23 protein-coding genes are annotated in these 21,665 nt (G+C 66.4%); 19 read left to right on the forward strand and 4 right to left on the reverse strand.

Going from position 1 to position 21,665, the window contains the following annotated elements; genetic code table 11:
• Positions 1–221: 221 nt before the first annotated feature.
• The 9 genes from LV475_RS10725 to acpS all read left to right on the forward strand — a co-directional run bounded on the left by LV475_RS10725 (position 222) and on the right by acpS (position 8,654).
• Positions 222–1,715, forward strand: coding sequence for a trypsin-like peptidase domain-containing protein (locus tag LV475_RS10725; RefSeq protein ID WP_169303521.1), 1,494 nt, complete (start codon positions 222–224; stop codon positions 1,713–1,715).
• A gap of 122 nt (positions 1,716–1,837) precedes the next feature.
• Positions 1,838–3,652 carry a translation elongation factor 4 gene (gene lepA, locus LV475_RS10730; protein WP_136866170.1) on the forward strand — a complete coding sequence of 605 codons (1,815 nt, stop codon included), beginning with the start codon at positions 1,838–1,840 and terminating at the stop codon, positions 3,650–3,652.
• Positions 3,653–3,695: 43 nt separating this feature from the next.
• A complete protein-coding gene (lepB, locus tag LV475_RS10735; RefSeq protein ID WP_136866171.1) occupies positions 3,696–4,535 on the forward strand; it encodes a signal peptidase I in 840 nt (279 codons plus the stop codon).
• 46 nt (positions 4,536–4,581) lie between these two features.
• Positions 4,582–5,007: a DUF4845 domain-containing protein gene (locus LV475_RS10740; protein WP_247709462.1), complete on the forward strand. Its 426-nt coding sequence runs from the start codon at positions 4,582–4,584 to the stop codon at positions 5,005–5,007.
• Entirely contained in the window at positions 4,994–5,737 is a 744-nt protein-coding gene (rnc, locus tag LV475_RS10745; protein WP_247709463.1) for a ribonuclease III, read from the forward strand. Before LV475_RS10740 ends, rnc begins: the two co-directional genes overlap by 14 nt.
• The gene (era, locus tag LV475_RS10750) at positions 5,734–6,633 is read left to right on the forward strand and encodes a GTPase Era (protein ID WP_136866174.1); all 900 of its coding nucleotides are present in this window, start codon (positions 5,734–5,736) and stop codon (positions 6,631–6,633) included. Before rnc ends, era begins: the two co-directional genes overlap by 4 nt.
• A gap of 30 nt (positions 6,634–6,663) precedes the next feature.
• Entirely contained in the window at positions 6,664–7,386 is a 723-nt protein-coding gene (recO, locus tag LV475_RS10755; protein ID WP_136866175.1) for a DNA repair protein RecO, read from the forward strand.
• Positions 7,387–7,461: 75 nt separating this feature from the next.
• Positions 7,462–8,226, forward strand: a complete 765-nt coding sequence (gene pdxJ / locus LV475_RS10760; protein WP_136866176.1) for a pyridoxine 5'-phosphate synthase — start codon at positions 7,462–7,464, stop codon at positions 8,224–8,226.
• 53 nt (positions 8,227–8,279) lie between these two features.
• A complete protein-coding gene (acpS, locus tag LV475_RS10765; RefSeq protein WP_136866177.1) occupies positions 8,280–8,654 on the forward strand; it encodes a holo-ACP synthase in 375 nt (124 codons plus the stop codon).
• Here the strand turns inward: acpS and LV475_RS10770 are convergent.
• On the reverse strand, positions 8,644–9,336 hold the full coding sequence (locus LV475_RS10770; protein WP_169303522.1) for a YoaK family protein: 693 nt from the start codon (positions 9,334–9,336) through the stop codon (positions 8,644–8,646). The genes acpS and LV475_RS10770 overlap by 11 nt on opposite strands.
• 154 nt (positions 9,337–9,490) lie before the next feature.
• Here LV475_RS10770 and rpsF point away from each other — a divergent pair, with 154 nt between their 5' ends.
• From rpsF to alr, 5 genes are all read left to right on the forward strand, one after another.
• The gene (rpsF, locus tag LV475_RS10775) at positions 9,491–9,901 is read left to right on the forward strand and encodes a 30S ribosomal protein S6 (RefSeq protein ID WP_136866179.1); all 411 of its coding nucleotides are present in this window, start codon (positions 9,491–9,493) and stop codon (positions 9,899–9,901) included.
• 19 nt (positions 9,902–9,920) lie between these two features.
• Positions 9,921–10,145 (forward strand): 30S ribosomal protein S18, encoded by a 225-nt coding sequence (gene rpsR / locus LV475_RS10780; RefSeq protein WP_125198602.1) that lies wholly within the window; start codon positions 9,921–9,923, stop codon positions 10,143–10,145.
• Positions 10,146–10,180: 35 nt separating this feature from the next.
• A complete protein-coding gene (gene rplI, locus LV475_RS10785; protein ID WP_136866180.1) occupies positions 10,181–10,636 on the forward strand; it encodes a 50S ribosomal protein L9 in 456 nt (151 codons plus the stop codon).
• A 297-nt stretch (positions 10,637–10,933) separates the two neighbouring features.
• On the forward strand, positions 10,934–12,358 hold the full coding sequence (dnaB, locus tag LV475_RS10790; protein ID WP_156573846.1) for a replicative DNA helicase: 1,425 nt from the start codon (positions 10,934–10,936) through the stop codon (positions 12,356–12,358).
• On the forward strand, positions 12,358–13,455 hold the full coding sequence (alr, locus tag LV475_RS10795) for an alanine racemase (protein WP_136866182.1): 1,098 nt from the start codon (positions 12,358–12,360) through the stop codon (positions 13,453–13,455). The genes dnaB and alr overlap by 1 nt, the downstream gene beginning before the upstream one ends.
• 21 nt (positions 13,456–13,476) lie before the next feature.
• Here the strand turns inward: alr and LV475_RS10800 are convergent, their stop codons facing one another.
• Positions 13,477–14,046, reverse strand: coding sequence for a hypothetical protein (locus LV475_RS10800; RefSeq protein WP_136866183.1), 570 nt, complete (start codon positions 14,044–14,046; stop codon positions 13,477–13,479).
• Between the two features lie 172 nt (positions 14,047–14,218).
• Here LV475_RS10800 and LV475_RS10805 point away from each other — a divergent pair, with 172 nt between their 5' ends.
• Together LV475_RS10805 and LV475_RS10810 are read left to right on the forward strand one after the other, a co-directional pair.
• Complete coding sequence (locus tag LV475_RS10805) at positions 14,219–15,259, forward strand: aldo/keto reductase (protein WP_136866184.1); 1,041 nt, start codon at positions 14,219–14,221, stop codon at positions 15,257–15,259.
• 12 nt (positions 15,260–15,271) lie between these two features.
• Positions 15,272–16,735: an NAD-dependent succinate-semialdehyde dehydrogenase gene (locus LV475_RS10810; RefSeq protein WP_136866185.1), complete on the forward strand. Its 1,464-nt coding sequence runs from the start codon at positions 15,272–15,274 to the stop codon at positions 16,733–16,735.
• Between the two features lie 40 nt (positions 16,736–16,775).
• Here the strand turns inward: LV475_RS10810 and LV475_RS10815 are convergent, their stop codons facing one another.
• Positions 16,776–17,303 (reverse strand): putative metalloprotease CJM1_0395 family protein, encoded by a 528-nt coding sequence (locus LV475_RS10815; protein ID WP_250106303.1) that lies wholly within the window; start codon positions 17,301–17,303, stop codon positions 16,776–16,778.
• 359 nt (positions 17,304–17,662) lie between these two features.
• Between LV475_RS10815 and LV475_RS10820 the strand changes: the two genes are divergently transcribed.
• The 3 genes from LV475_RS10820 (at position 17,663) to LV475_RS10830 (ending at position 19,287) form a co-directional block, all read left to right on the forward strand.
• Positions 17,663–18,004 carry an ElaB/YgaM/YqjD family protein gene (locus tag LV475_RS10820; RefSeq protein ID WP_197039265.1) on the forward strand — a complete coding sequence of 114 codons (342 nt, stop codon included), beginning with the start codon at positions 17,663–17,665 and terminating at the stop codon, positions 18,002–18,004.
• A gap of 59 nt (positions 18,005–18,063) precedes the next feature.
• Positions 18,064–18,276: a hypothetical protein gene (locus LV475_RS10825; RefSeq protein WP_250106304.1), complete on the forward strand. Its 213-nt coding sequence runs from the start codon at positions 18,064–18,066 to the stop codon at positions 18,274–18,276.
• A 375-nt stretch (positions 18,277–18,651) separates the two neighbouring features.
• A complete protein-coding gene (locus LV475_RS10830; protein WP_136866189.1) occupies positions 18,652–19,287 on the forward strand; it encodes an exopolysaccharide biosynthesis protein in 636 nt (211 codons plus the stop codon).
• A 30-nt stretch (positions 19,288–19,317) separates the two neighbouring features.
• Here the strand turns inward: LV475_RS10830 and LV475_RS10835 are convergent, their stop codons facing one another.
• A complete protein-coding gene (locus LV475_RS10835; RefSeq protein ID WP_250106305.1) occupies positions 19,318–21,579 on the reverse strand; it encodes an arginine/lysine/ornithine decarboxylase in 2,262 nt (753 codons plus the stop codon).
• Between the last annotated feature and the right edge of the window lie 86 nt (positions 21,580–21,665).

Genomic DNA, 21,665 nt, shown 5'->3' on the forward strand with positions numbered 1-21,665 from the left:
CCCTTGGAGGCCCGCCCGGACGGGGCTCGCGGGTTTGCCCGCACTCGGCGTTGTCGTCCCTCGACGGGCAACGAGCCCGTCTTCGGTCCGGCGCCAGAAAAGCGAACAAACCCGCGAGCCAGAGATGCCATCGATTCGTGCAGAGTTTCCCTGGTCATGGCGCCGATCCCGGTGTCGTCCCCCAGCCGACGTTTTTCGCGTATCCCCGGTCAGATTTCCCCATGCAGTCACTCCGATTGAGCTCTCCGCGCCTCGCCGTCTGGCACGTTCTCGCCCTGGTCGCGCTGGTGGCGGTCGTGTTGCTTGCCGGTTGCACCGATCCGGAGGACCAGCGCCCGGCCGAGCAGGTCACCGGCCTGCCGGACTTCACCCGGTTGGTGGAGGCGAATGCCGCGTCGGTGGTGAATATCACCGGCGTGAGCAGCCTGCCGTCGCTGTCCGCCGACGGGCAGGGCGGGGGCAGTCGCCACGACTGGTTGCGCGGGCTGTTCGGCGAGCGGGCCGACGAACTGCCCGGTCCGCTGTTGCCGCAGGAGAATGACGGGTCGGGCTTCATCCTCAGCGAGGATGGCTACATCGTGACCAACGCCCACGTGATCGACGGGGCGAGCAAGGTCTTCGTGCGTCTGATCGACGGCCGCGAGCTGGTCGCCGACGTGGTCGGCATCGACGGGATCGGCGACATTGCCTTGCTGAAGGTGGATGCCGACGGGCTGCCGTCGGTCTCGCTGGGCGATTCCGACGCGGTCCGGCCGGGGCAGTGGGCCCTGGCGATCGGTTCGCCGTACGGTTTCGACCAGACCGTGACCGCGGGCATCATCAGCGGGCTTGGACGGCACCTGCCGGGCCAAGCGAATCAGCCCTACGTGCCGTTCATCCAGAGCGATGTCGCCATCAACCCCGGCAACTCGGGTGGTCCGCTGTTCAACACCCGCGGTCAGGTCGTTGGCATCAACGCGCAGATATTCACCGAGTCGGGCGCGTTCAACGGGATCTCGTTCGCGATCCCGATCAACTACGTCGTCGACGTGATCCGTCAGATCAAGCAGAACGGCGAGGTGCGGCGCGGGTTCCTGGGCGTCGAGGTGCGCGGCGTGACCCGTGAACTGGCCGACCGCCTTGGCCTGGACGCCGCCCGAGGGGCGGAGGTGGTGCGAATCGTCGAGGGCTCGCCCGCGGCGGACTCCTCCATCATCGACGGGGACATCATCCTCGCCGTCAACGACATCCCGATCGCCGACGGGGCCGGTCTGACCGAGGCGCTCGGCTCGCTTCCGCCCGGTTCCGAGGCCACCCTGGACGTGTTGAGTGACGGCGAAACGCGGCGCGTGGCGGTCACGCTCGGCGAATTGCCCGAGCCGGAACGGTCACAGGCGAGCACGACCATCCCGGAGTCCGAACAGGAGCCGGAACTGGTCGTCATCGAGACCCTCGGCATGATCCTCCGTCCGCTCGAGGACGGGGCGGGGGTACGTATCGGTGAGCTCGACCCCAAGGGCCCGGCCACGCTTGCGGGCCTGATGCCTGGCGACCGGGTGATCTCGATCGATCGAAAACCCGTCGAGACGCTGTCCGAGGCGTACCGCGAGATCGCCCGGATCGCGCACAACCGGGCCGGCAAGGGTAACGACCTGGTGCTGTTTCTGGTCGAACGTGACGGCGAGCAGCGCTTCTTCATGCCGGCCTTTTCCGGCAACCCGCACGGCTCACGCTGACGGCCGGGGCCGGTGGGCGCGGTTTCGTGCAGCCGCGCGGCTTGACCTATATACTGTGCGGCTTCTCCCGTGGCGCCCTCGTCGGCCGCGGGGCGTCCCCACGAACCGAAAGTTAACCCCTTATGGCGTCCGAGCGACTCTCCCGGATTCGCAATTTCTCGATCATCGCGCACATCGACCACGGCAAGTCGACCCTGGCCGATCGCATCATCCAGCGCTGCGAAGGCCTGGAGGAACGCGAGATGAGCGCCCAGGTGCTCGACTCGATGGACATCGAGCGCGAACGCGGCATTACCATCAAGGCGCAGAGCGTCTCGCTGGATTATCACTCCCGTGACGGCGAGACCTATCGCCTGAACTTCATCGACACGCCGGGGCACGTGGACTTCTCCTACGAGGTATCCCGTTCACTCGCGGCCTGCGAGGGCGCGCTGCTGGTGGTGGATGCCTCGCAGGGTGTCGAGGCGCAATCGGTGGCCAACTGCTATACCGCGATCGACCTCGGCCTCGAGGTGGTGCCGGTGCTCAACAAGATCGACCTGCCCGCGGCCGAACCCGACCGGGTCAAGGCCGAGATCGAGGACATCATCGGCATCGAGGCGCAGAACGCCGTGACCTGCTCGGCCAAGACGGGCGAGGGCGTCGACGAGGTGGTCGAGCGGCTGATCGAGCAGATCCCGCCGCCCGAGGGCAACGAGGACGGTCCGCTGAAGGCCCTGATCGTGGATTCCTGGTTCGACAACTACGTCGGCGTGGTCGCGCTGGTGCGGGTGATCGACGGCGCGATCCGCCCCAAGGCCAAGATCAAGGCGATGGGCACCGGCGACGTGTTCACCGTGGACAAGACCGGCGTGTTCACGCCCAAGACCCTGGCGCGCGACGGCCTGTTCGCCGGCGAAGTCGGCTTTGTCATCGCCGGGATCAAGGACATCGACTCGGCCAAGGTGGGCGACACCCTCACGGACGCCGAGAACCCGGCCGCCGAGGCGTTGCCGGGCTTCAAGGAAATGCAGCCGCGCGTCTTCTCCGGCCTTTACCCGGTCGAATCGGACAATTACGACGATCTCCGTGAGGCGCTGCGCAAGCTGCGTCTCAACGATGCCGCACTGCACTTCGAGCCGGAAGTGTCGACTGCGTTGGGCTTCGGTTTCCGCTGCGGTTTCTTGGGTCTCTTGCACATGGAGATCATCCAGGAGCGGCTCGAGCGCGAGTACGACATCGACCTGATCACGACCGCGCCGACGGTCATCTTCGAGGTCGAGGAGAAGGACGGCACCACCTACCAGATCCACAACCCCTCGCAGCTGCCCGAGCCGACGCTGATCAACGAGATCCGCGAGCCGATCATCGAGGCGCACATCCTCTGCCCGCAGGACTTCGTCGGCCCGGTGCTGAATCTCTGCATGGAGAAGCGCGGCGTGCAGAAGAACATGCTCTATTCGGGCAACCAGGTCACGCTGATCTTCGACCTGCCGCTGGCCGAGGTGGTGCTCGACTTCTTCGATCGCCTCAAGTCGGTCTCGCGTGGGTACGCCTCGTTCGACTACCACCTCGACCGCTTCGAGGCCGCGCGCCTGGTCAAGATGGACATCCTGATCAACGGCGAGGCGGTCGACTCGCTCTCCCTGATCGTCCACCGCGACAAGGCCGAGCAGCGCGGTCGCGAGCTGGTCGAAAAGCTCAAGGAACTGATCCCGCAGCAGATGTTCGAGGTGGCCCTGCAGGCGGCGATCGGCGGCAAGATCATCGCGCGCAGCAACGTCAAGGCGCTGCGCAAGAACGTCCTGGCCAAGTGCTACGGCGGCGACGTCTCGCGCAAGAAGAAGCTGATCGAAAAACAGAAGGCCGGCAAGAAGCGCATGAAGAACATCGGCAAGGTCGAGGTGCCGCAGGAGGCCTTCCTCGCCGTGCTGCAGATGGACAACAAGAACAACTGATCGTCGCCGAGCGCGACCCGACAGACCCAACGCGGAGCACGTCGTGGATTTCGAACTTCTTCTGGTGGTCGCCACCCTCGTTAGTGGCCTGGTCTGGCTGATCGACCGGTTGGCCTTTCGGCCAAGGCGGCGCGCGCGCTTGGCGAACGAGGCCCGTGCACTCGGCAATGAGGCGGGGATCGAGTCCGGCCAGGTCAAGGACAACGAGCCGCTGCTGGTCGACTACGCCAAGTCGTTCTTCCCGATCCTGCTGGCCGTGCTGGTGATCCGTTCGTTCCTGTTCGAGCCGTTTCGGATCCCGTCGGGATCGATGATGCCGACGCTCTTGGTCGGCGACTTCATCCTGGTCAACAAGTACAGCTACGGCCTGCGCCTGCCGGTGATCAACACCAAGGTCGTGCCGATCGGCGAGCCGGCGCGCGGCGACGTGGCGGTGTTCCGCTATCCCGAGCAGCCCGAGGTCGATTACATCAAGCGCATCATCGGTCTGCCGGGCGACACCGTGCGCGTCGATGACCAACGGCTGTGGATCAACGGCGACGAAGTCGATCTCGAGATCGACGGCCGCTACGAGGGGGATGCCAACCTCAAGCACGCCGGCCTGACCCAGGCGATCGAAACGCTGCCCGACGGCGGACCACACGAAATCTTGATGGATACCGACCGCCGGCTGGGTACCGCGCAGTGGACCGTGCCCGAGGGGCACTATTTCGTCATGGGCGACAACCGCAACCACAGCAACGACAGCCGTTTCTGGGGCTTCGTGCCGGAATCGAATCTGGTGGGCAAAGCGGTTATGATCTGGCTGCACTGGAACTGGCAGGATGGCGGTTTCGACGCCGGGCGCATTGGCCGCTCGATCGACACCGTGGATGCCGACTGACGTCAAACGAGGGACTGCCCCGCGCAAACCGGGGAGCAAGGCGAGGATGAAGGAAATGGAAAACGGCGTGATGAAGGAAGTGAACCCGGTAAACGCGTTGCAGGGCGGGGCGGTCGGCCGGCGCCAAGGCGGCATGTCGCTGGTGGGCTTGATCATCGCCGCGATCGTGCTCGGTTTCGCCGCGCTGGTCGTGATGCAGGTGGTGCCGCTCTACATCGCCGACCAGAAGCTGACCACCATCTTCAAGAGCCTTGAAGGCGAGGCCGCCGGCAGCCCGGCCGAGATTCGCCGCAAGATCGACAAGCAGCTGGACATCAACGAAGTCGATGACCGTTTCGATTCCAAGGAATTCGAGATCCGCCCGGTCACCGGCGGTTACAGCGTCACCTACAACTACGACGGGCGTGCCACCCTGTTCGGCAACCTGTCACTCGTCGCCGAGTTCAAACACCAGACCCGTGTCAGTAACTAGAAGCAGCAACCCCCTGATCCGTGATCCGGACACCCTGGCCCAATCGCTGGGGCTGTCCTTCGACAATGCCGATCTGCTCGGCCAGGCGTTGCGTCACCGCTCGTCCGGACGCCTGAACAACGAGCGCCTGGAGTTCCTGGGCGATTCGATCCTCAATCTGGCCATTTCGGACTACCTCTACCGTCACAAGCCGGAGGCCTCCGAGGGCGCGCTGTCGCGTCTGCGGGCGTCCGTGGTCCGCGAGGAGACCCTGGCGCGTGTGGCCCGACGCATCGGGCTGGGCGACTTCCTGGTGATGGGGTCCGGCGAGTTGAAAAGCGGTGGCCACCGACGCGATTCGATCCTCGCCGACGCCCTTGAGGCCATCATCGGCGCCCTTTACCTCGACCAGGGGTTCACCCCGGCACACGGCTGGGTCCAGTCCCTGTTTGCCGAGGAATTGACCTCGCTGCCGGACGCGCAACAACTCAAGGACGCCAAGACCCAGTTGCAGGAGTACCTGCAGCGCGATCGGCAGCCGTTGCCGGAGTACGAGGTGCTCGAGCAGACCGGTCAGGCGCACAAGCAGACCTTTGAGGTGGCCTGTCGCGTCACCTTCCAGAACGAGCCGTTCGCCACGCGTGCCAGCGGGTCGTCCCGCCGGCGGGCCGAGCAAACCGCCGCGCGACGGATGCTCAAGACCCTGCAGGATCGAGACGACAAACCCGCCCCGTCGGAGAAACAGACATGACCAACGCCACCCGTTTCGGCCACGTGGCGATCGTGGGTCGCCCCAACGTGGGCAAGTCCACGCTGGTCAACCGCCTGGTGGGGCAGAAGGTGTCGATTACCGCGCCCAAGCCGCAGACCACCCGCCATCGTGTCACCGGCATCATCACCGAAGCGCGGGGGCAGATCGTGCTGATCGATACCCCGGGGCTTCACCAGGGCGGCAAGGATGCGCTCAACCGGCAACTCAACCGCACCGCCCGCAGCGCGCTCGAGGGCGTCGACCTGATCCTGTTCATGGTGCAGGCCGGCCAGTTCGGGCCCGAGGACGAGGACGTATTGCGCCTGTTGTCGCAGGTCGAGGCGCCGGTGGTGCTGGTGGTCAACAAGGTCGACCTGGTCAACGACAAGACCGACCTGCTGCCGTTTCTCGCCAAGGTGGGCGAAAAGGGCGACTTCGCCGAGATCTACCCGATGAGCGCCCGGCGTCGCCGCGGCCTGGACGGATTGCTCGACCTGGTGTTCTCCTATCTGCCCGAGGGGCCGATCGGCTACGACGAGGATCAGGTCACCACCGCGCCGGTGCGCTTCATGGCCGCCGAGATCATCCGCGAGAAGCTGGCCCGCTCACTGCACGACGAGCTGCCGTACCAGACCACGGTGATGATCGAGCGCTTCGAGGAAACCGATCGCCTGGTGACCATCGGGGCGGTGATCTACGTGGCCCGTGCCGGGCAGAAGGGGATCGTGATCGGCAATCGCGGCTCTCGCCTGAAGGTCGTCGGTCAGCAGGCCCGCGAGGCGATCGAGCATTTGCTGGAAAAGCGGGTGATGCTCGATCTCTGGGTCAAGGTCGCCGACGACTGGGCCGACGACGAGCGCTCGGTCGCCTCGCTCGGTTACCAGCTGCCCGAATGACCGGGACGCGCGGTCGGGTGAACTGACGGCGTGCGCGGTTTCCTGCTCCATGCCCGGCCGTTCAAGGAGCACGGGCTGTTGCTCGACTGGCTGACCGATACCCGCGGCTGGGTGCGGATACGCCAGAACGGCGGCCGGCGGGTCAAGAAGCGCGGCAACCAACGCCCGCCCAGTTTCGTCTGCCTCGAGGTGGAGACGGCCGGGCGCGGCGGCTGGCCGGTGCTGACCGGGGCCGAGCCGGTGGAGGGATTGCGCTTCCTGCATGGTCAGCCGCTGGCCGCGGCCTTCTACCTGCACGAGTTGATTCTGCGGGCCCTGCGCCCGGAAGAGGCAGTGCCGGGCCTGTTCCTCGACTACTGGAAGAGCCTGGCCATGCTCGAATCCCCCGTGATGCCGGTGTCCGTGGTCGTGCGGCGGTTCGAGCGTCGCCTGCTGGATCATCTGGGTGCCGGGCTGGACTGGGAACACGCCGCTGACGGGCAACCGATCGACGCGGAGGGTCGCTACCGCGTCGGTCTGCAGATCGGCATCGTGCCGGCCGGAGGGACGAATGGCGTGCCGGGGCACGTGCTTCGGGCCATTGCACGGGACGAGGTGCTCGCGGACGGCGAGGAGCGCCGCCAGGCCCGCGACCTGATGCAAGGCCTGCTGGCGCCTCACGTGGGTTCCGCCCCGTTTCTTTCGCGCCAGTTGTGGCCCGGTGCGACCCGGACGGTACGCCCGGGCGATGCAGGCGATTCCCACAGCCCGTAGACTGTGGGTGCCGACGATCAAACCGAACCCATTCTGTCTCTGTACCGCCCAATTTAGCCCTGGAAGCCGACGACCATGACCAACCGCGTCACCGCTCAGTATCCCTTGCTCGGTCTCAACATCGATCACGTCGCGACCCTGCGTCAGGCACGTGGCACGCGTTACCCGGACCCGGTCCATGCCGCGTTGCTCGCCGAACAATCCGGCGCCGACAGCATCACGCTGCACCTGCGCGAGGATCGTCGCCACATCCAGGATCGAGACGTGGCCACGCTGCGTGACCTGCTGCAGACTCGCATGAACCTCGAGATGGCCGCGACCGACGAGATGATCGAGCTCGCCTGCCGGCTGCGTCCGCACGACGTCTGCCTGGTCCCCGAGCGACGCGAAGAGCTGACCACCGAGGGCGGTCTGGACGTGGCCGGCCAGATCGAGCGCATCCACGCCGCCTGCGACCGGATGGGCGAGGCGGGCATCCGCGTCTCCCTGTTCGTCGATGCCGACCCGCGCCAGATCGACGCGGCCGTGGCCTGCGAGGCACCGGTGATCGAGATTCACACCGGCCACTACGCCGATGCGACCGACGACCACGCCGTCGCCGAACAGCTCGAGCTAATCCGCCAATGCGCGCGTGATGCCGCGGACGTGGGCCTGGCGGTCAACGCCGGTCACGGCCTGCATTACCACAATGTGGCGGCGATCGCGGCGATCGAGCAGATCGAGGAGCTCAACATCGGTCACGCGATCATCGCCCAGTCGGTCTTCTCCGGGCTGCCGGCGGCCGTGCGCGAGATGAAGACGCTGATGCACGCCGCCCGCTTCGGACGTTCCGGCGCCTGACCGGGCTCGTTCGGCACGTATCGGCATGATCCAAGACACATGACCCAGGGCACATGATCCTCGGCATCGGCACCGACCTGGTCGAGATCGCGCGCATCGAGGCGGCACTCGAGCGTCACGGTCCTCGGCTGGTCGAGCGCGTGCTCGGCCCCGACGAGCGTGACCGGTTGCCCGAGCGCCACCCGGCGCCGTGGCTCGCCAAGCGCTTCGCCACCAAGGAGGCCGTGGCCAAGGCCCTGGGCACCGGGTTTCGCGATGGGTTGCGCCTGGTCGACATCCAGACCGGGCATGACGACTACGGGCGACCGCGTGTCCTGCTTGCGGGCAAGGCGCTCGACCGCTTCGAGTCCCTGGGAGCGGTGTCGATCGAGCTGTCGGTCAGCGACGAGCGCGCCTACGCGCTCGCCTTTGTCGTGATCAGCCGTTGAGCCCGCGACGGCGTCGTTGATAGACGGCATCGATCGTCGCGATCGCTGCGGTCGCGAGGGTGGGGACAAGCAGGTTGTTGATCGTTCCCAGTGATCCTTGCGCGAATACCGCCATGGCGCCGCCGGCCACGTAGCCGCCGAGCAGGGTGAGCAGGAGCCAGCCCTGCCACGACCAGGCGCGGCGCCGGATCAGGCGTGCCAGGTACACGCCCAGGTCGGTGGCGATGCCGGTCACGTGGGTCGTGCGGATCAACAGGCCGCGATAACTGGCCACCAGGGCGTTCTGCAGGCCACAGGCGATCGCGGCGGCGGCCAGGGCGGCAATGGCGCTGCCCAACGCCACGCCGATCACCGCGCCCCCCAGCAATAGCGACTCGAGACCCAGGGCCCATGCATACCGGCTGCTCTCGGGAAAGGGCCGCCGCCCGATCAACAGGCCCGAGAGCGTCGCGCCGCCGATGAACCCGGCAAGGATGATCACCGCGGTGATCACCACCATCGGGTTGGCCAGGGCCATGCCTTCGCTCAGATGGGATGCCGTGCCGGTCATCTGGCTGACGGGCAAGCCGAAGGCCATCAACATGACGCTGTTGACGTGACCGGCCAGGCCCGCCATCACGAAGGCGACCACAAACGCCTTGGCGGACGCGGACTCGTCGGTGCTGCGGGGCGGGTAGGGCATGGTCGTGGTCTCTTGAGGATTAAGAGGCGTCGAGGGTAATCGGATGATAGCCCTTGATGTGGCCGCGGAATGGCCGTAGAATGCGCCGCTTGTTTCTCCTGCCTGACCGTTCCGCATGCGGCAGGCTGCCTTCAATCCACAGGAGTTTTGATCCATGCGTCATTACGAAATCGTCTTCATGGTCCACCCGGACCAGAGCGACCAGGTCCCGGCCATGATCGAGCGCTACCGCGGCATCATCGAAGCCGCTCAGGGCACGGTCCATCGCCTCGAGGACTGGGGTCGCCGTCAACTGGCCTACCCGATCAAGAAACTGGTCAAGGCGCACTACGTCCTGCTGAACGTCGAGACCGACCAGGAAGCCCTGGCAGAGCTCGAGGAAGCGTTCAAGTTCAACGACGCGGTTCTGCGCCACATGACCATCCGTTGCGACGAGGCCTACACCGAAGCCTCCCCGATGATGCAGGAGCGCGAGGCCGAGCGCCGTCCGCGCCGTCGTGACGATGACAACAAGCGCGAAGAGCGTCGTGACGACGACAAGAAGTCCGACGACTCCAGCGAATAAGTTTCAAGAGGTTTGATCCATGGCCCGTTTTTTCCGTCGCAAGCGTTTTTGCCGTTTCACCGCCGAGGGCGTGAAGCACATCGACTACAAGGACATTGACACCCTGCGTCAGTACGTCACCGAAACCGGCAAGATCGTGCCGAGCCGCGTGACCGGTACCAACGCTCGCTATCAGCGTCAGCTGCAGACCGCCATCAAGCGCGCGCGCTTCCTGGCCCTGCTGTCGTACACCGACCGTCACTGATCGCGTCCGTCCCCCGATTCCAGGAGTCAATATCCATGCAAGTCATTCTGTTGAGTAAGGTCGAGAACCTGGGCTCGCTGGGCGACGTGGTTCGCGTCCGCCCGGGTTATGCCCGTAATTTCCTGATCCCGTACGGCAAGGCCAAGCCGGCCACCAAGGCCAACATGGAAGAGTTCGAGGCGCGTCGCGCCGAGCTCGAGAAGAAGGCCGCCGAAGAACTGGCCGCGGCCCAGGCCCGTGCCGACAAGATCGGCGAAGAGGCCAGCGTCACCATCCCGGTCAAGGCCGGTTCGGAAGGCAAGCTGTTCGGTTCGGTCGGTACCGACGAGATCGCCGCCGCCGTCACCGAGGCGTTCGGTGTCGAGATGGAGAAGCGTGAAGTCCGGATGCCGGAAGGTGCCCTGCGCGCGCTGGGCGAGTTCCCGATCCAGCTGCACCTGCACTCGGAAGTCGACGTCGAAATCAACGTCATCGTCGTTCCGGAGCAGTAATCCCCGCGATGGATGGCCGCCGGGCGCCCGGCGGCCATCCAATCGACGACAAGGCCCGCCCTCGACAGAGGCGCGGGCCTTTCTTTTTGCCGATCGGGATTACGGCGCGGTCCGGTAGGACAGGGCGGTACTCGACCGGGGAACCGACCGGTATCGGCGTGGTCAATGCCGGTTGCAAGGCGTATCATCGGCTCTTCCCTTGGGCTCGAACCCGGCCGCCGCCACCGGCACACGCGGGCGCGCCTGGCGTCCGGTCCCGGCGCCCTCTGCCCTGACACCTTCTGGTACACGAGATTCATGTCACTTCCGGATTACGATTCCGACTCGCCCAAGCCCCAACGCCGCACGAGCGCGACGTCCGGCTCGCCGCTGGCCCTGCGGGTGCCTCCGCATTCACAGGAGGCCGAACAGGCGGTGCTTGGCGGGTTGATGCTCGATCCACTCGCCTTCGAGCAGGTGGGCGACAAGCTCACCGCCCCCGACTTCTATTTCCACGACCACCGCGTCATCTTCCAGGTAATCGGTGAACTCGCCGAGCGCAACCAGCCGTTCGACGCGATGGTGGTCTCCGAGCGCCTCAAGACGCTGGAAAAGCTCGAGGACATCGGCGGGAACGACTACCTTGCCGCCCTGGTCGACTCGGTGCCGAGTGCGGCGAACATCGCGGCGTATGCCGAGATCATCCGCGAGCACTCGCTGCTGCGTCGGCTGATCGAGGTGGGCACCGAGATCTCGCGCAAGAGCTATCAGACCGAGGGGCAGACAGCCTACGACGTGCTGGAGATCGCCGAGAAGGAGATCTTCGCGATCGCCGACGAGGGCTCGCGTACCCGCCGGGGGTTCCGGAGCATCACGGATCTGTTGACCGTGGCAATGGACCGCATTGCCGAGCTCTACGAGAACAAGGGCGAGGTCACCGGCATCAGCACGGGGTTCAGCGATCTCGACGAGATGACCACCGGCCTGCAGAAGGGCGACCTGGTCATCGTGGCCGGGCGCCCGTCGATGGGCAAGACCACGTTCTCGATGAACATCGCCGAGAACGTCGCCCTCTACAGCAAGAAGGCCGTGGCCGTGTTCTCCATGGAGATGCCCGGCGACCAGCTCGCCGTGCGGATGCTCTCCTCGCTGGGTCGCATCGACCAGACCAAGGTGCGCACCGGTCGGCTCGAGGACAGCGACTGGCACCGGATTTCCGGGGCGGTCGGTCAGTTGAGTCAGACCAAGATCTTCATCGACGACACGCCGGCGCTTTCGCCGTCGGACCTGCGCTCGCGCGCCCGCCGGCTGGCCCGCGAGGAGGATCTCGGCCTGATCGTGGTCGACTACCTGCAGCTGATGCAGGTGCCGGGCTCCAAGGAGAACCGCACCACGGAAATCTCGGAGATCTCGCGCTCGCTCAAGGCGGTCGCCAAGGAGCTCGACGTCCCCCTGATCGCGCTCTCGCAGCTCAACCGGTCGCTCGAGCAGCGGCCCAACAAGCGCCCGGTGATGTCGGACCTGCGTGAATCCGGGGCGATCGAGCAGGATGCCGACATCATCATGTTCATCTACCGGGAAGAGGTCTACGAGCCCGACACCGAGAAGAAGGGCATGGCCGAGATCATCATCGGCAAGCAGCGTAATGGGCCGGTAGGCACCGTGCCGATGACGTTCCGGGGCCAGAACACCCGGTTCGAGGACTTCATCAGCCCCGAGAGCGTGCCGGAAGCCTACCGGTGATGCGTCGGGCACGATTGCTGATCGACACCGCCGCGATGCGTCACAACCTCGGCGTGGCGCGCGACGCGGCGGGTACCCGTTCGATCTTCGCGGCGGTCAAGGCCGATGGCTACGGCCACGGGCTGCTGACGGCCGCCCGGGCGTTTTCCGCGGCCGGCACCGATGGGTTCGCGGTGGCTACCCCGGGCGAGGGCCTGGCCCTGCGCGAGGCGGGGCTCACCGAGCGCATCCTGGTCCTGCAGGGCGCGTTGACCGCCGATGAGCTCGCGGTTGCCGCCGAGCGGTCGCTGGACCTGGTCTTCCACGAGCTCGCGCAACTCGATCTGCTCGACCAGCACGCCGCCTCGCTGCCGCCGGGTCGCATCCGCGCCTGGATCAAGGCGGACACCGGCATGCACCGTGAAGGTCTGATGCCCGAGACCGTCCCGACGGCCCGTGAGCGACTGCTGGCCTGCCCGGCGATCGGTGGCACCATCGGGTTGATGACGCACTTCGCCCGCGCCGACGAGCCGGACCTCGGGCCCACGGAACAGCAGATCGAGACGTTTCGCGCCATCGCGGCCGGCGGGCCGGGCGAGACCAGCCTGTGCAACTCGGCCGGTCTGCTGGGCGCGACGGCGGCCGGAGGTGACTGGGTGCGTCCCGGTGTGATGCTCTACGGCGGCAACCCGTTCATTTTCGGTGAGGCGGCGCAGTTCGATTTGCGGGCCGCGATGACGCTCAAGACCGTGCTGGTCGCCGTGCGGCAGGTGCCGCGCGGGGAGTCGATTGGTTACGGGGGCCGCTTTGTGGCGCCCGAGACCATGCCGGTGGGGCTGGCTTCGGTCGGGTACGGCGACGGCTACCCGCGTCACGCGCCCGATGGCACGCCGATCCTGGTCAACGGTCAGCGCAGCCAGATCGTCGGGCGGGTATCGATGGACCTGGTCACGGTCGACCTGCGCGGCATCCAGGCGCAGGTCGGCGACGAGGTCGAGTGCTGGGGGAGCGGGCTACCGATCGACCAGGTGGCCCAGTCCGCGGGCACGATCAGCTACGAACTGATGTGCCAGGTCAGCGGCCAGTTGCGTGCCGAGGCGACGATTCTGGGGCAGTAGGCGTCGAGCGCCTTCGGCAGTTTAATCCGCTTCCCGCTCGAGTCGGTCGAGCGCGGCGAGCGTGCGTTGGATCAGGCCAGCCTGCGCGTTGACGTGTGTCGCGAGCAGGGCATCCGCGTTCCGCTCGCCCTCGACCATGGCCACGAAGGCGTGCGCCGTCGAGCCTTCCATCCCCGCCGCGCGCGCGGCCTCGCGCATCTCGTTCAGTGCCGCGAGTGCCTCCCGCTCGCCCCAGGTGGCGGCGAGTATCAGGGCGGCGATCTGGTCGGCGGCCTGCGTCTCGGCCTGCTCGGCGACCTGTGACAGCCAGCCGGGATCACGCGCGGCCCGAACCGCCGCCGCGAGGATCATCCGATCCTCCTCGTCCAGACGCGATTCATCGATCCGCTCGCCGTTCCCGGCTTCTTCACCGGCCAGGCGTGCGCCGAGCGCGTCCGCCAGGGCGTGCCAGCCGTCCTGCCGGTAGCGGTCGATCAGGCACGAGGCGGCGGTCCGGGTGGGGGTGTCGGGGGCGGTCGCGGCGAGGGCGGCGCCCACCGCCTCGATCAGCTCAAGGTGTGCGGCGGCAACCTGACTGGAAACGTCTGTCATCTCGGCTACTCTACTGGGCTGGCTGAATGGGACGTGGCCGAACCGCTCCGCGCGGGGCTGGGGCGGTCTCGTTCCGCCAAGGAAACCCGGCACGAATGCCAGGCTCCGCGGAGCGGCATGGCATTGGTGCAGAGTTTGGCTAACGACACAGACTAAATCGCGTGGAGTAACGATGGAATACCGACGTCTTGGCAACAGCGGACTCAGGGTCAGCGAAATCTGTCTCGGCACCATGACCTTCGGTGAGCAGAACACCGAGGCCGAGGCCCACCGGCAGCTCGACCACGCGGTCGCCGCCGGCATCAACTTCATCGACACCGCCGAGATGTATCCGGTCCCGCCGCGCGCCGAGACCCAGGGACGAACCGAGAGCTTCATCGGTTCCTGGTTGCGTCACCAACAGCGCGACCGGCTGATCCTGGCCACGAAGATCACCGGGGCGGGGCGAACGAGCCTGAACCACGTGCGCGGCGGCCCGCGGGTGACGCGCGAACAGGTTCGCGAGGCCATCGATGGTAGCCTCAAGCGACTGCAGACCGACTACGTCGACCTCTACCAGATCCACTGGCCGGATCGCTACGTGCCGAAGTTCGGCCAGGTCTACTACGATCCCGCACAACGCTGGGAGAGCGAGTCGATCGACGACCAGCTGCACGCCCTGGCCGAGCAGGTCGAGGCGGGCAAGGTCCGTTACCTGGGGCTGTCCAACGAGACCCCCTATGGGGTGATGGCGTTTGTCGAGGCGGCGCGTCGCCATCACCTGCCGGTGGTTACCTCGGTACAGAACGCCTATCACCTGATGAATCGCAGCTTCGAGACCGGCGGCCTGGCCGAGGTCTGCAACGAGCTGGACGTGGCCTTGCTGCCGTACAGCCCGCTTGCCTTCGGTCACCTGACCGGCAAGTACCTGGACGATCCCGCCGCCCCCGGGCGGATCACGCAGTTCCCGGACTTCGGTCAGCGGTACGAAAAGCCCAACGCCGCGGCGGCGACCCGCGCCTACGTGGCGCTGGCGCGCGAGCATGGCCTGTCGCCGGCCCAGATGGCGATCGCCTTCACGCTGCGTCGCCCGGAGGTGGCGGCCACCATCATCGGCGCGACCACCATGACGCAGTTGGAGGAGAACATTGCGGCCGCCCAGGTGTCGTTGTCGTCGGAGTTGCTCGAGGCGATCGATGCGATCGATGCCCGTTACCCGAACCCCACGGTCTGAAGGAAGGCGAGCATGAGTGACGATCTGGTGGGAACAATCCGTTCCACCCCCCTGTTCCGGGAGGAGTGTTTCATCGACGGACAGTGGGTATCGGCCGGGGAGGCCGAACGGCAGGCGGTGGTAAACCCGGCCAATGGCGAGACCATCGGCTCGGTGCCGCGACTGGGCGTCGAGCCGACCCGCCAGGCGATCGAGGCGGCCGAACGGGCCTGGCCGGCCTGGCGCGAGCAGACCGCCGAGGCACGTGGTTCGATCCTCTATCGCTGGTACGAGCTCATGCTCGACAACGAGGAGATCCTGGCGCGGATCATGACCCTCGAGCAGGGTAAGCCGCTCGCCGAGTCGGCCGGCGAGATCCGTTACGCCGCCTCGTTTCTCAAGTGGTTTGCCGAGGAGGCCCGCCGGGCCTATGGGCGGACTATCCCGGCGGCAAAGCCGGGGCAGCAGATCGTCGTGCTGCGCCAGCCGATCGGCGTCTGTGCGGCGATCACGCCGTGGAATTTCCCCTCGTCGATGATTACCCGCAAGGCGGCCGCCGCGCTTGCCGCCGGCTGCCCGATGCTGGTCAAGCCGGCGAGTGCCACGCCGTTTTCCGCCCTGGCCCTGGCCGCGCTCGCCGAAAAGGCCGGGGTGCCGGCCGGCGTGTTCAACGTGGTGACCGGCTCAGCCAGCGAGATCGCCGGCGAGATGACCGCCAACCCGGCCGTGCGCAAGATCTCGTTTACCGGTTCGACCGAGGTGGGCAGCCAGCTGATGCGCGAGGCGGCCGGGAACGTGCAGAAGCTCTCGCTCGAGCTCGGTGGCAATGCGCCGTTTATCGTCTTCGATGATGCCGATCTCGACGCGGCGGTCGAGGGCGCCATCGCCGCCAAGTTTCGCAACACCGGCCAGACCTGCGTCTGCGTCAACCGCTTCTACGTTCAGGACGGCGTCTACGAGCCGTTCGTCGTGCGCCTGAAGGCCCGCATCGAGGGCCTGCGGCTCGGTGACGGGATGGACCCGGATTCCGACGTCACGCCCCTGATCGACAAGGCCGCCGCCGACAAGGTAATGGCCCAGATCGAGGAGGCGACCGGGCAGGGCGCGACCCTCATGGCCGGCGGGCAGCGCGACCCGCGCGGCGAGAATTACGTGGTGCCCACCCTGCTGACCGAGATCCGGCAATCGATGCGGGTGATGCAGGAGGAGACCTTCGGGCCACTGGTCGCCGTGTCACGGTTCACCGACGAGGTCGAGGCCGTGGCGTTGGCCAACGACACCCCCTTCGGGTTGGCCGCGTATTTCTACAGCGAGAACGTCCACCGCGTCTGGCGGGTGGCCGAGGGCATCGAGGCGGGGATGATCGGCATCAATACCGGGCTGATCTCCAACGCGGCGGCGCCGTTCGGCGGGGTCAAGGCGTCGGGACTGGGCCGCGAGGGAGCGGTCGAAGGCCTCGACGAGTACCTGGAGACCAAGTACCTGCTGATGGGCTGACTCTTCCGAAGACGGCCCCGCGCTCAAACCCGCACCGGACTCAGGCGATCGCGTCGAGGTTGGCCCCGGCATTGGCCGGCTCGGCGGCGCGGCGATAGGGGGTGGTGGGGTCACTGGTGTCCTTGTCGCTCGCCGACCGATCATCGGTGCCGCTGTCGCCGTTGTCGGCGCGCGCCTCCGACTGGGCGCGGTTGCGCTCGGCGGTCGCCTGGGCGGCCACGGCCAGATCGGTGGGGGACGGTTCGGCCGGGGCGAGGGCCGCGCGGATGACCTGCGCCATCTTCTCCGCGGTCGCGCGCGGGTCCCCGGCAACGGGCGTGGTGTCGATCTGGACATCGCCGCCGATCGCGTAGCGCTTGCCGTCCGGTCCCTGCTGATAATCGTACGAGCCACCACGCACCAGGTCGCCGCCGGCGGCACGGTGCGCGTTTTCATGGGCGCGCACCTCCTGATCGCGGGCCTTAAGTTCGGCCAACACGCGCTGCTCCTCGTTCGACATGCCCTCGCTGGCGGTTGGGGAGCGAGTGGTGGGCCGATTCGGCGAGCCCGCCTCGGTGGCTTTGTCCACGCCTCGTACGCGTGACGGGTCCGAGGTCAGGGAGGGTGCCGGCCTGGCCTCGGGCGCCACGCCGCCTGCGCCCCCCGGCATGAAGCGCGGGGCAGGGGCCAGGCTGGGCAGTGAGGCGGCGATCGGGGTCATGCAAAAACCGGCTTGGGTCAGCGTATATCAATGGGTTATATCCCCTTTGCAGTTTATCTGCAATGCCCGAGCGCAAATGGGGGATTCAGGTGGTGGCCCTTGGAGACCGACGGAACCGAGGCCGGTAACGCGTGTCCCCACCATGGCGTCGTTTGGATTCGTCCGCTGCGAGGACTACGCTCTTTGCTGGCGCAACCGATCTTGTCACTCAACAGAGGATTATCGACATGGCACAGGCACCTCAGAAAGACAACAACGCCGAGCTCGAGGCGGTAAAGGCCGATCTCGCGCAGCTACGCGGTGACGTGGGCGACCTGCTCAAGGCCTTCAAGGAACAGAACGAGGCGCGGGTTCGCGACCGGGCCGGCCAGGCGCGCGACGAGGTCAAGGCGGCCTTCGACGAAGGCATGGAAACCCTGAACCGCGGGTACCAGCAGGCTCGTCAGCACGGCGAGAAACGCGTCGAGGAGGCCGAGCAACTGGTCGGCAACCATCCGTTGACCTCGGTCGTCGCCGCCTTCGGCGTCGGGTTCGTGATTGCCAAGCTGCTCGACGGAGGCCGACGCTGAAAGCCCTGACCGACTATGTCCTCGCGCTGACGAATCTGGTCGAGGCCGAGGGACGGGTGTTGCGCCAACAGATCGGGCGAGTTGCGGCAGCCGTGGTGCTGCTGGGCGTGGTCGGGGTGCTGGTCATGGTCGGCATCGCGCTGGGCTTGGCCGGTATCTATCACTGGGTGGCGCCGATCTGGGGCGCGGCCGGCGGCTTCGGCGTGATTGCCGCCTTGAGCCTCACGGTTGCCGCCGTTCTCGGAGTTTGGGCCTACCGATGGCTGCGCTGAACGTGGCTGCCCGGCGACTCGAGCAACGGGCCCGGGTCGCCGAGATCGAACGGGCCCCGGGGCAATCCGCGTCGCCGACGCCTGCGCAGGAACTGCAACAGGCCAAGTGGGCGCTTCGGGACTCGGAACGTCGCCTCGGTCTCGAGATGGAGGCGGTCTGGGTGCCGATTCGCGTCGGCATGCGGTCCCGCCCCTGGAGGACGCTTGCGCTATCCGTGGCGGCGGGGGGCGTGTATGGCTGGGCCGACGGTGCCACTCGCGGGGCGATTTCCCGACTGACGTGGCGCGTATTGCGAACGAGTCTGTCCGGTCACGGTCTCAGAATGCGGTAACCCCATTGAGGTGGGTTTTCCACCGGCTAACGGGAGAGCGGGCATGCCGCGTGATGAGGATCGAACACCCACGGACCAGGCGCTGGCCGTAAACGAAGCGCCCCGCAATCTGGGCGATCTGCTACAGCGGATCGCCCAGGTGGCTTCCGATCGCGACGAGGTCTATCTCGCCACGATCATGGATGCGTTGGGCACCCGGTCCTTCGGTCCCGTGTTGCTCCTGATCGGCGTGATACTCGTGTCCCCCCTGAGTGGTCTGCCGGGGATGCCGACGACCATGGGCATCGGTCTGGTGTTGATCTCGCTGCAATTGGTGATGGGGCGAGAAGCATTCTGGCTGCCCCGCTGGCTGCTCCAGCGCCACGTCGCCAGCCATCGGCTGCAGGGGGCGCTTGAATGGCTCGATCGACCGGCCCGATTCATCGACTGGTGGCTGCGCCCACGCCTGTCCCTGCTTGCCTCGAACGGTGGCGCGATCGTGATCGCTGCCGTGTGCCTGCTCCTGGGGTTGAGCATGCCCGTGATGGAACTCGTGCCCTTCTCGGCGACGGCCGCGGGGCTCGCCGTGGTGGCCTTCGGACTGGCGCTGGTCGCCATCGACGGGCTGTTCGTCATCCTCGGCCTGTTCTACCTGTTGACCGTGGCGAGCCTCGCGGTGGCCGGCCTGGTCGCCAACTGACGGGCCTGTCGGCCGACGCCGAGAGTTTCCTCAGTCGTCGCGCACGCAATCGATGAAATAGCGCAGCCCGTCGTCGGTCTCTTCGGCCACCAGGCCGTGCACGTCGGTCTCGAATCCCGGCACCTGCTTGTTGAAGTGACGCACGAACTTCAGGTACTCGACGATGCGCGCGTTGAAGCGTTCGCCGGGCACCAGCAGGGGGATACCCGGCGGGTAGGGGGTCACCAATGACGCGGTAATCCGTCCCTCCAGATCGTCGATCGCGACGCGATCGATCTGCTTTCTCGCCATCTTCGACCAGGCATCCGCCGGGCGCATCGCCGGTTGGATATCCGAGAGGTACATCTCGGTGGTCAGCTTGGCGACGTCGTGCTCGCGGTACACCGCGTGCAGCTTGTCGCACAGGTCGCGCAGGCCGACGCGCTCGTAGCGCGGATGGTCGTTCACGAATTCCGGCATGATCCGCCACAGCGGCTGGTTGCGCTGGTACTCGTCCTTGAACTGCTGCAAGGCGGTCAGGAGCGTGTTCCAGCGGCCCTTGGTGATGCCGATGGTGAACATGATGAAGAAGCTGTAGAGACCGGCCTTCTCGACTACCACGCCGTGTTCGGCGAGATAGCGGGTGACGATCGACGCGGGGATGCCCCAATCGTGGAAATCGCCGTCGACGTCGAGTCCCGGCGTGATGATGGTCGCCTTGATCGGGTCGAGCATGTTGAACCCGGTCGGCACCTGACCGAAGCCGTGCCAGCGGTCGTCCTCGTGCAGCATCCAGTCATCGCGCGTGCCGATGCCTTCCTCCGGGATGCTGTCCGGTCCCCAGACCTTGAACCACCAGTCGTCGCCGTACTCGGCATCCACCTTCTGCATGGCGCGACGGAAGTCCATTGCCTCGAAGATCGACTCCTCGACCAGCGCGGTACCGCCCGGCGGCTCCATCATCGAGGCGGCCACGTCGCAGGAGGCGATGATCGCGTACTGCGGCGAGGTCGAGGAGTGCATCAGGTAGGCCTCGTTGAAGACGTCCTGGTCGAAGCGCTCCTTCTTGCAGTCCTGCACCAGCACCTGGGAGGCCTGCGACAGGCCGGCGAGCAGCTTGTGGGTCGACTGGGTGGAATAGATCACCGAGTCGTCACAGCGGCGCCGGTCGGCACCGATGGCGTGGTAGTCGCCGTAGAAGTCGTGGAAGGCCGCGTGCGGCAACCAGGCCTCGTCGAAGTGCAGTACCTCGACGAACCCGTCGAGCTCGTCCTTGATCTCCTCGACGTTGTAGAGGATGCCGTCGTAGGTCGACTGGGTGATGGTCAGGATCTTGGGCTGCTGGTCGTCGGCCTGGCCGGCGAACGGATGCTCGGCGATCTTCTTCTTGATGTTCTCCTTGGAGAATTCCCGGCGCGGGATCGGGCCGATGATGCCGTAGTGGTTGCGAGTCGGCATCAGGAACACCGGGATGGCGCCGGTCAGGATGATCGAATGCAGGATCGACTTGTGGCAGTTGCGGTCGACCACCACCACGTCACCCGGGGCGACGTTCGAGTTCCAGACCATGCGGTTGGACGTCGAGGTGCCGTTGGTCACGAAGAACAGGTGGTCGGCATTGAAGATGCGCGCGGCGTTACGCTCGGAGGCCGCGACCGGACCAGTGTGATCGAGCAGCTGGCCCAGTTCCTCGACGGCGTTGCAGACGTCGGCCCGCAGCAGGTTCTCGCCAAAGAACTGGTGGAACATCTGCCCGACCGGGCTCTTGAGAAAGGCCACGCCGCCGGAATGCCCCGGGCAATGCCAGGAGTAGGAGCCGTCGGCGGCGTAGCCGGTCAGGGCGCGGAAAAAGGGCGGGGCAAGCGAGCTGAGATAGCTGCGCGCCTCGCGGATGACGTGCCGGGCCACGAACTCGGGCGTGTCCTCGAACATGTGAATAAAGCCGTGCAGCTCCTTCAACACGTCGTTGGGCAGGTGCCGGCTGGTGCGCGTCTCGCCGTAGAGGAAGATGGGAATGTCGGCGTTGCGAAAGCGGATTTCCTGGATGAAGTTGCGCAGCTGGACGATGACCTCGAGCGACTCGTCGACCGGGTCATTGCCGCCGTGGAATTCCTCGTCGTCGATCGAGATCACGAATGCCGATACGCGGGCCTGTTGCTGGGCAAAGGCGGCGAGGTCGACGTAGCTAGTAACCCCGAGCACCTCTTCGCCCTCGGCACGGATCGCTTCGGCCAGCGCGCGAATGCCCAGGCCCGATACGTTCTCGGAGCGAAAATCCTCGTCGATAATGACGATGGGGAAGCGGAAGATCATGGATGGTCAACCTCGGGATCCGCAGGTGGCTGTCTCGGCGAAACCAAAGCCCGTTCGTCGGGTCGGAGAGAGTGCCGCGCCAATGG

The sequence above is a fragment of the Guyparkeria hydrothermalis genome (assembly GCF_023555375.1).
Lineage (GTDB): Bacteria > Pseudomonadota > Gammaproteobacteria > Halothiobacillales > Halothiobacillaceae > Guyparkeria > Guyparkeria hydrothermalis.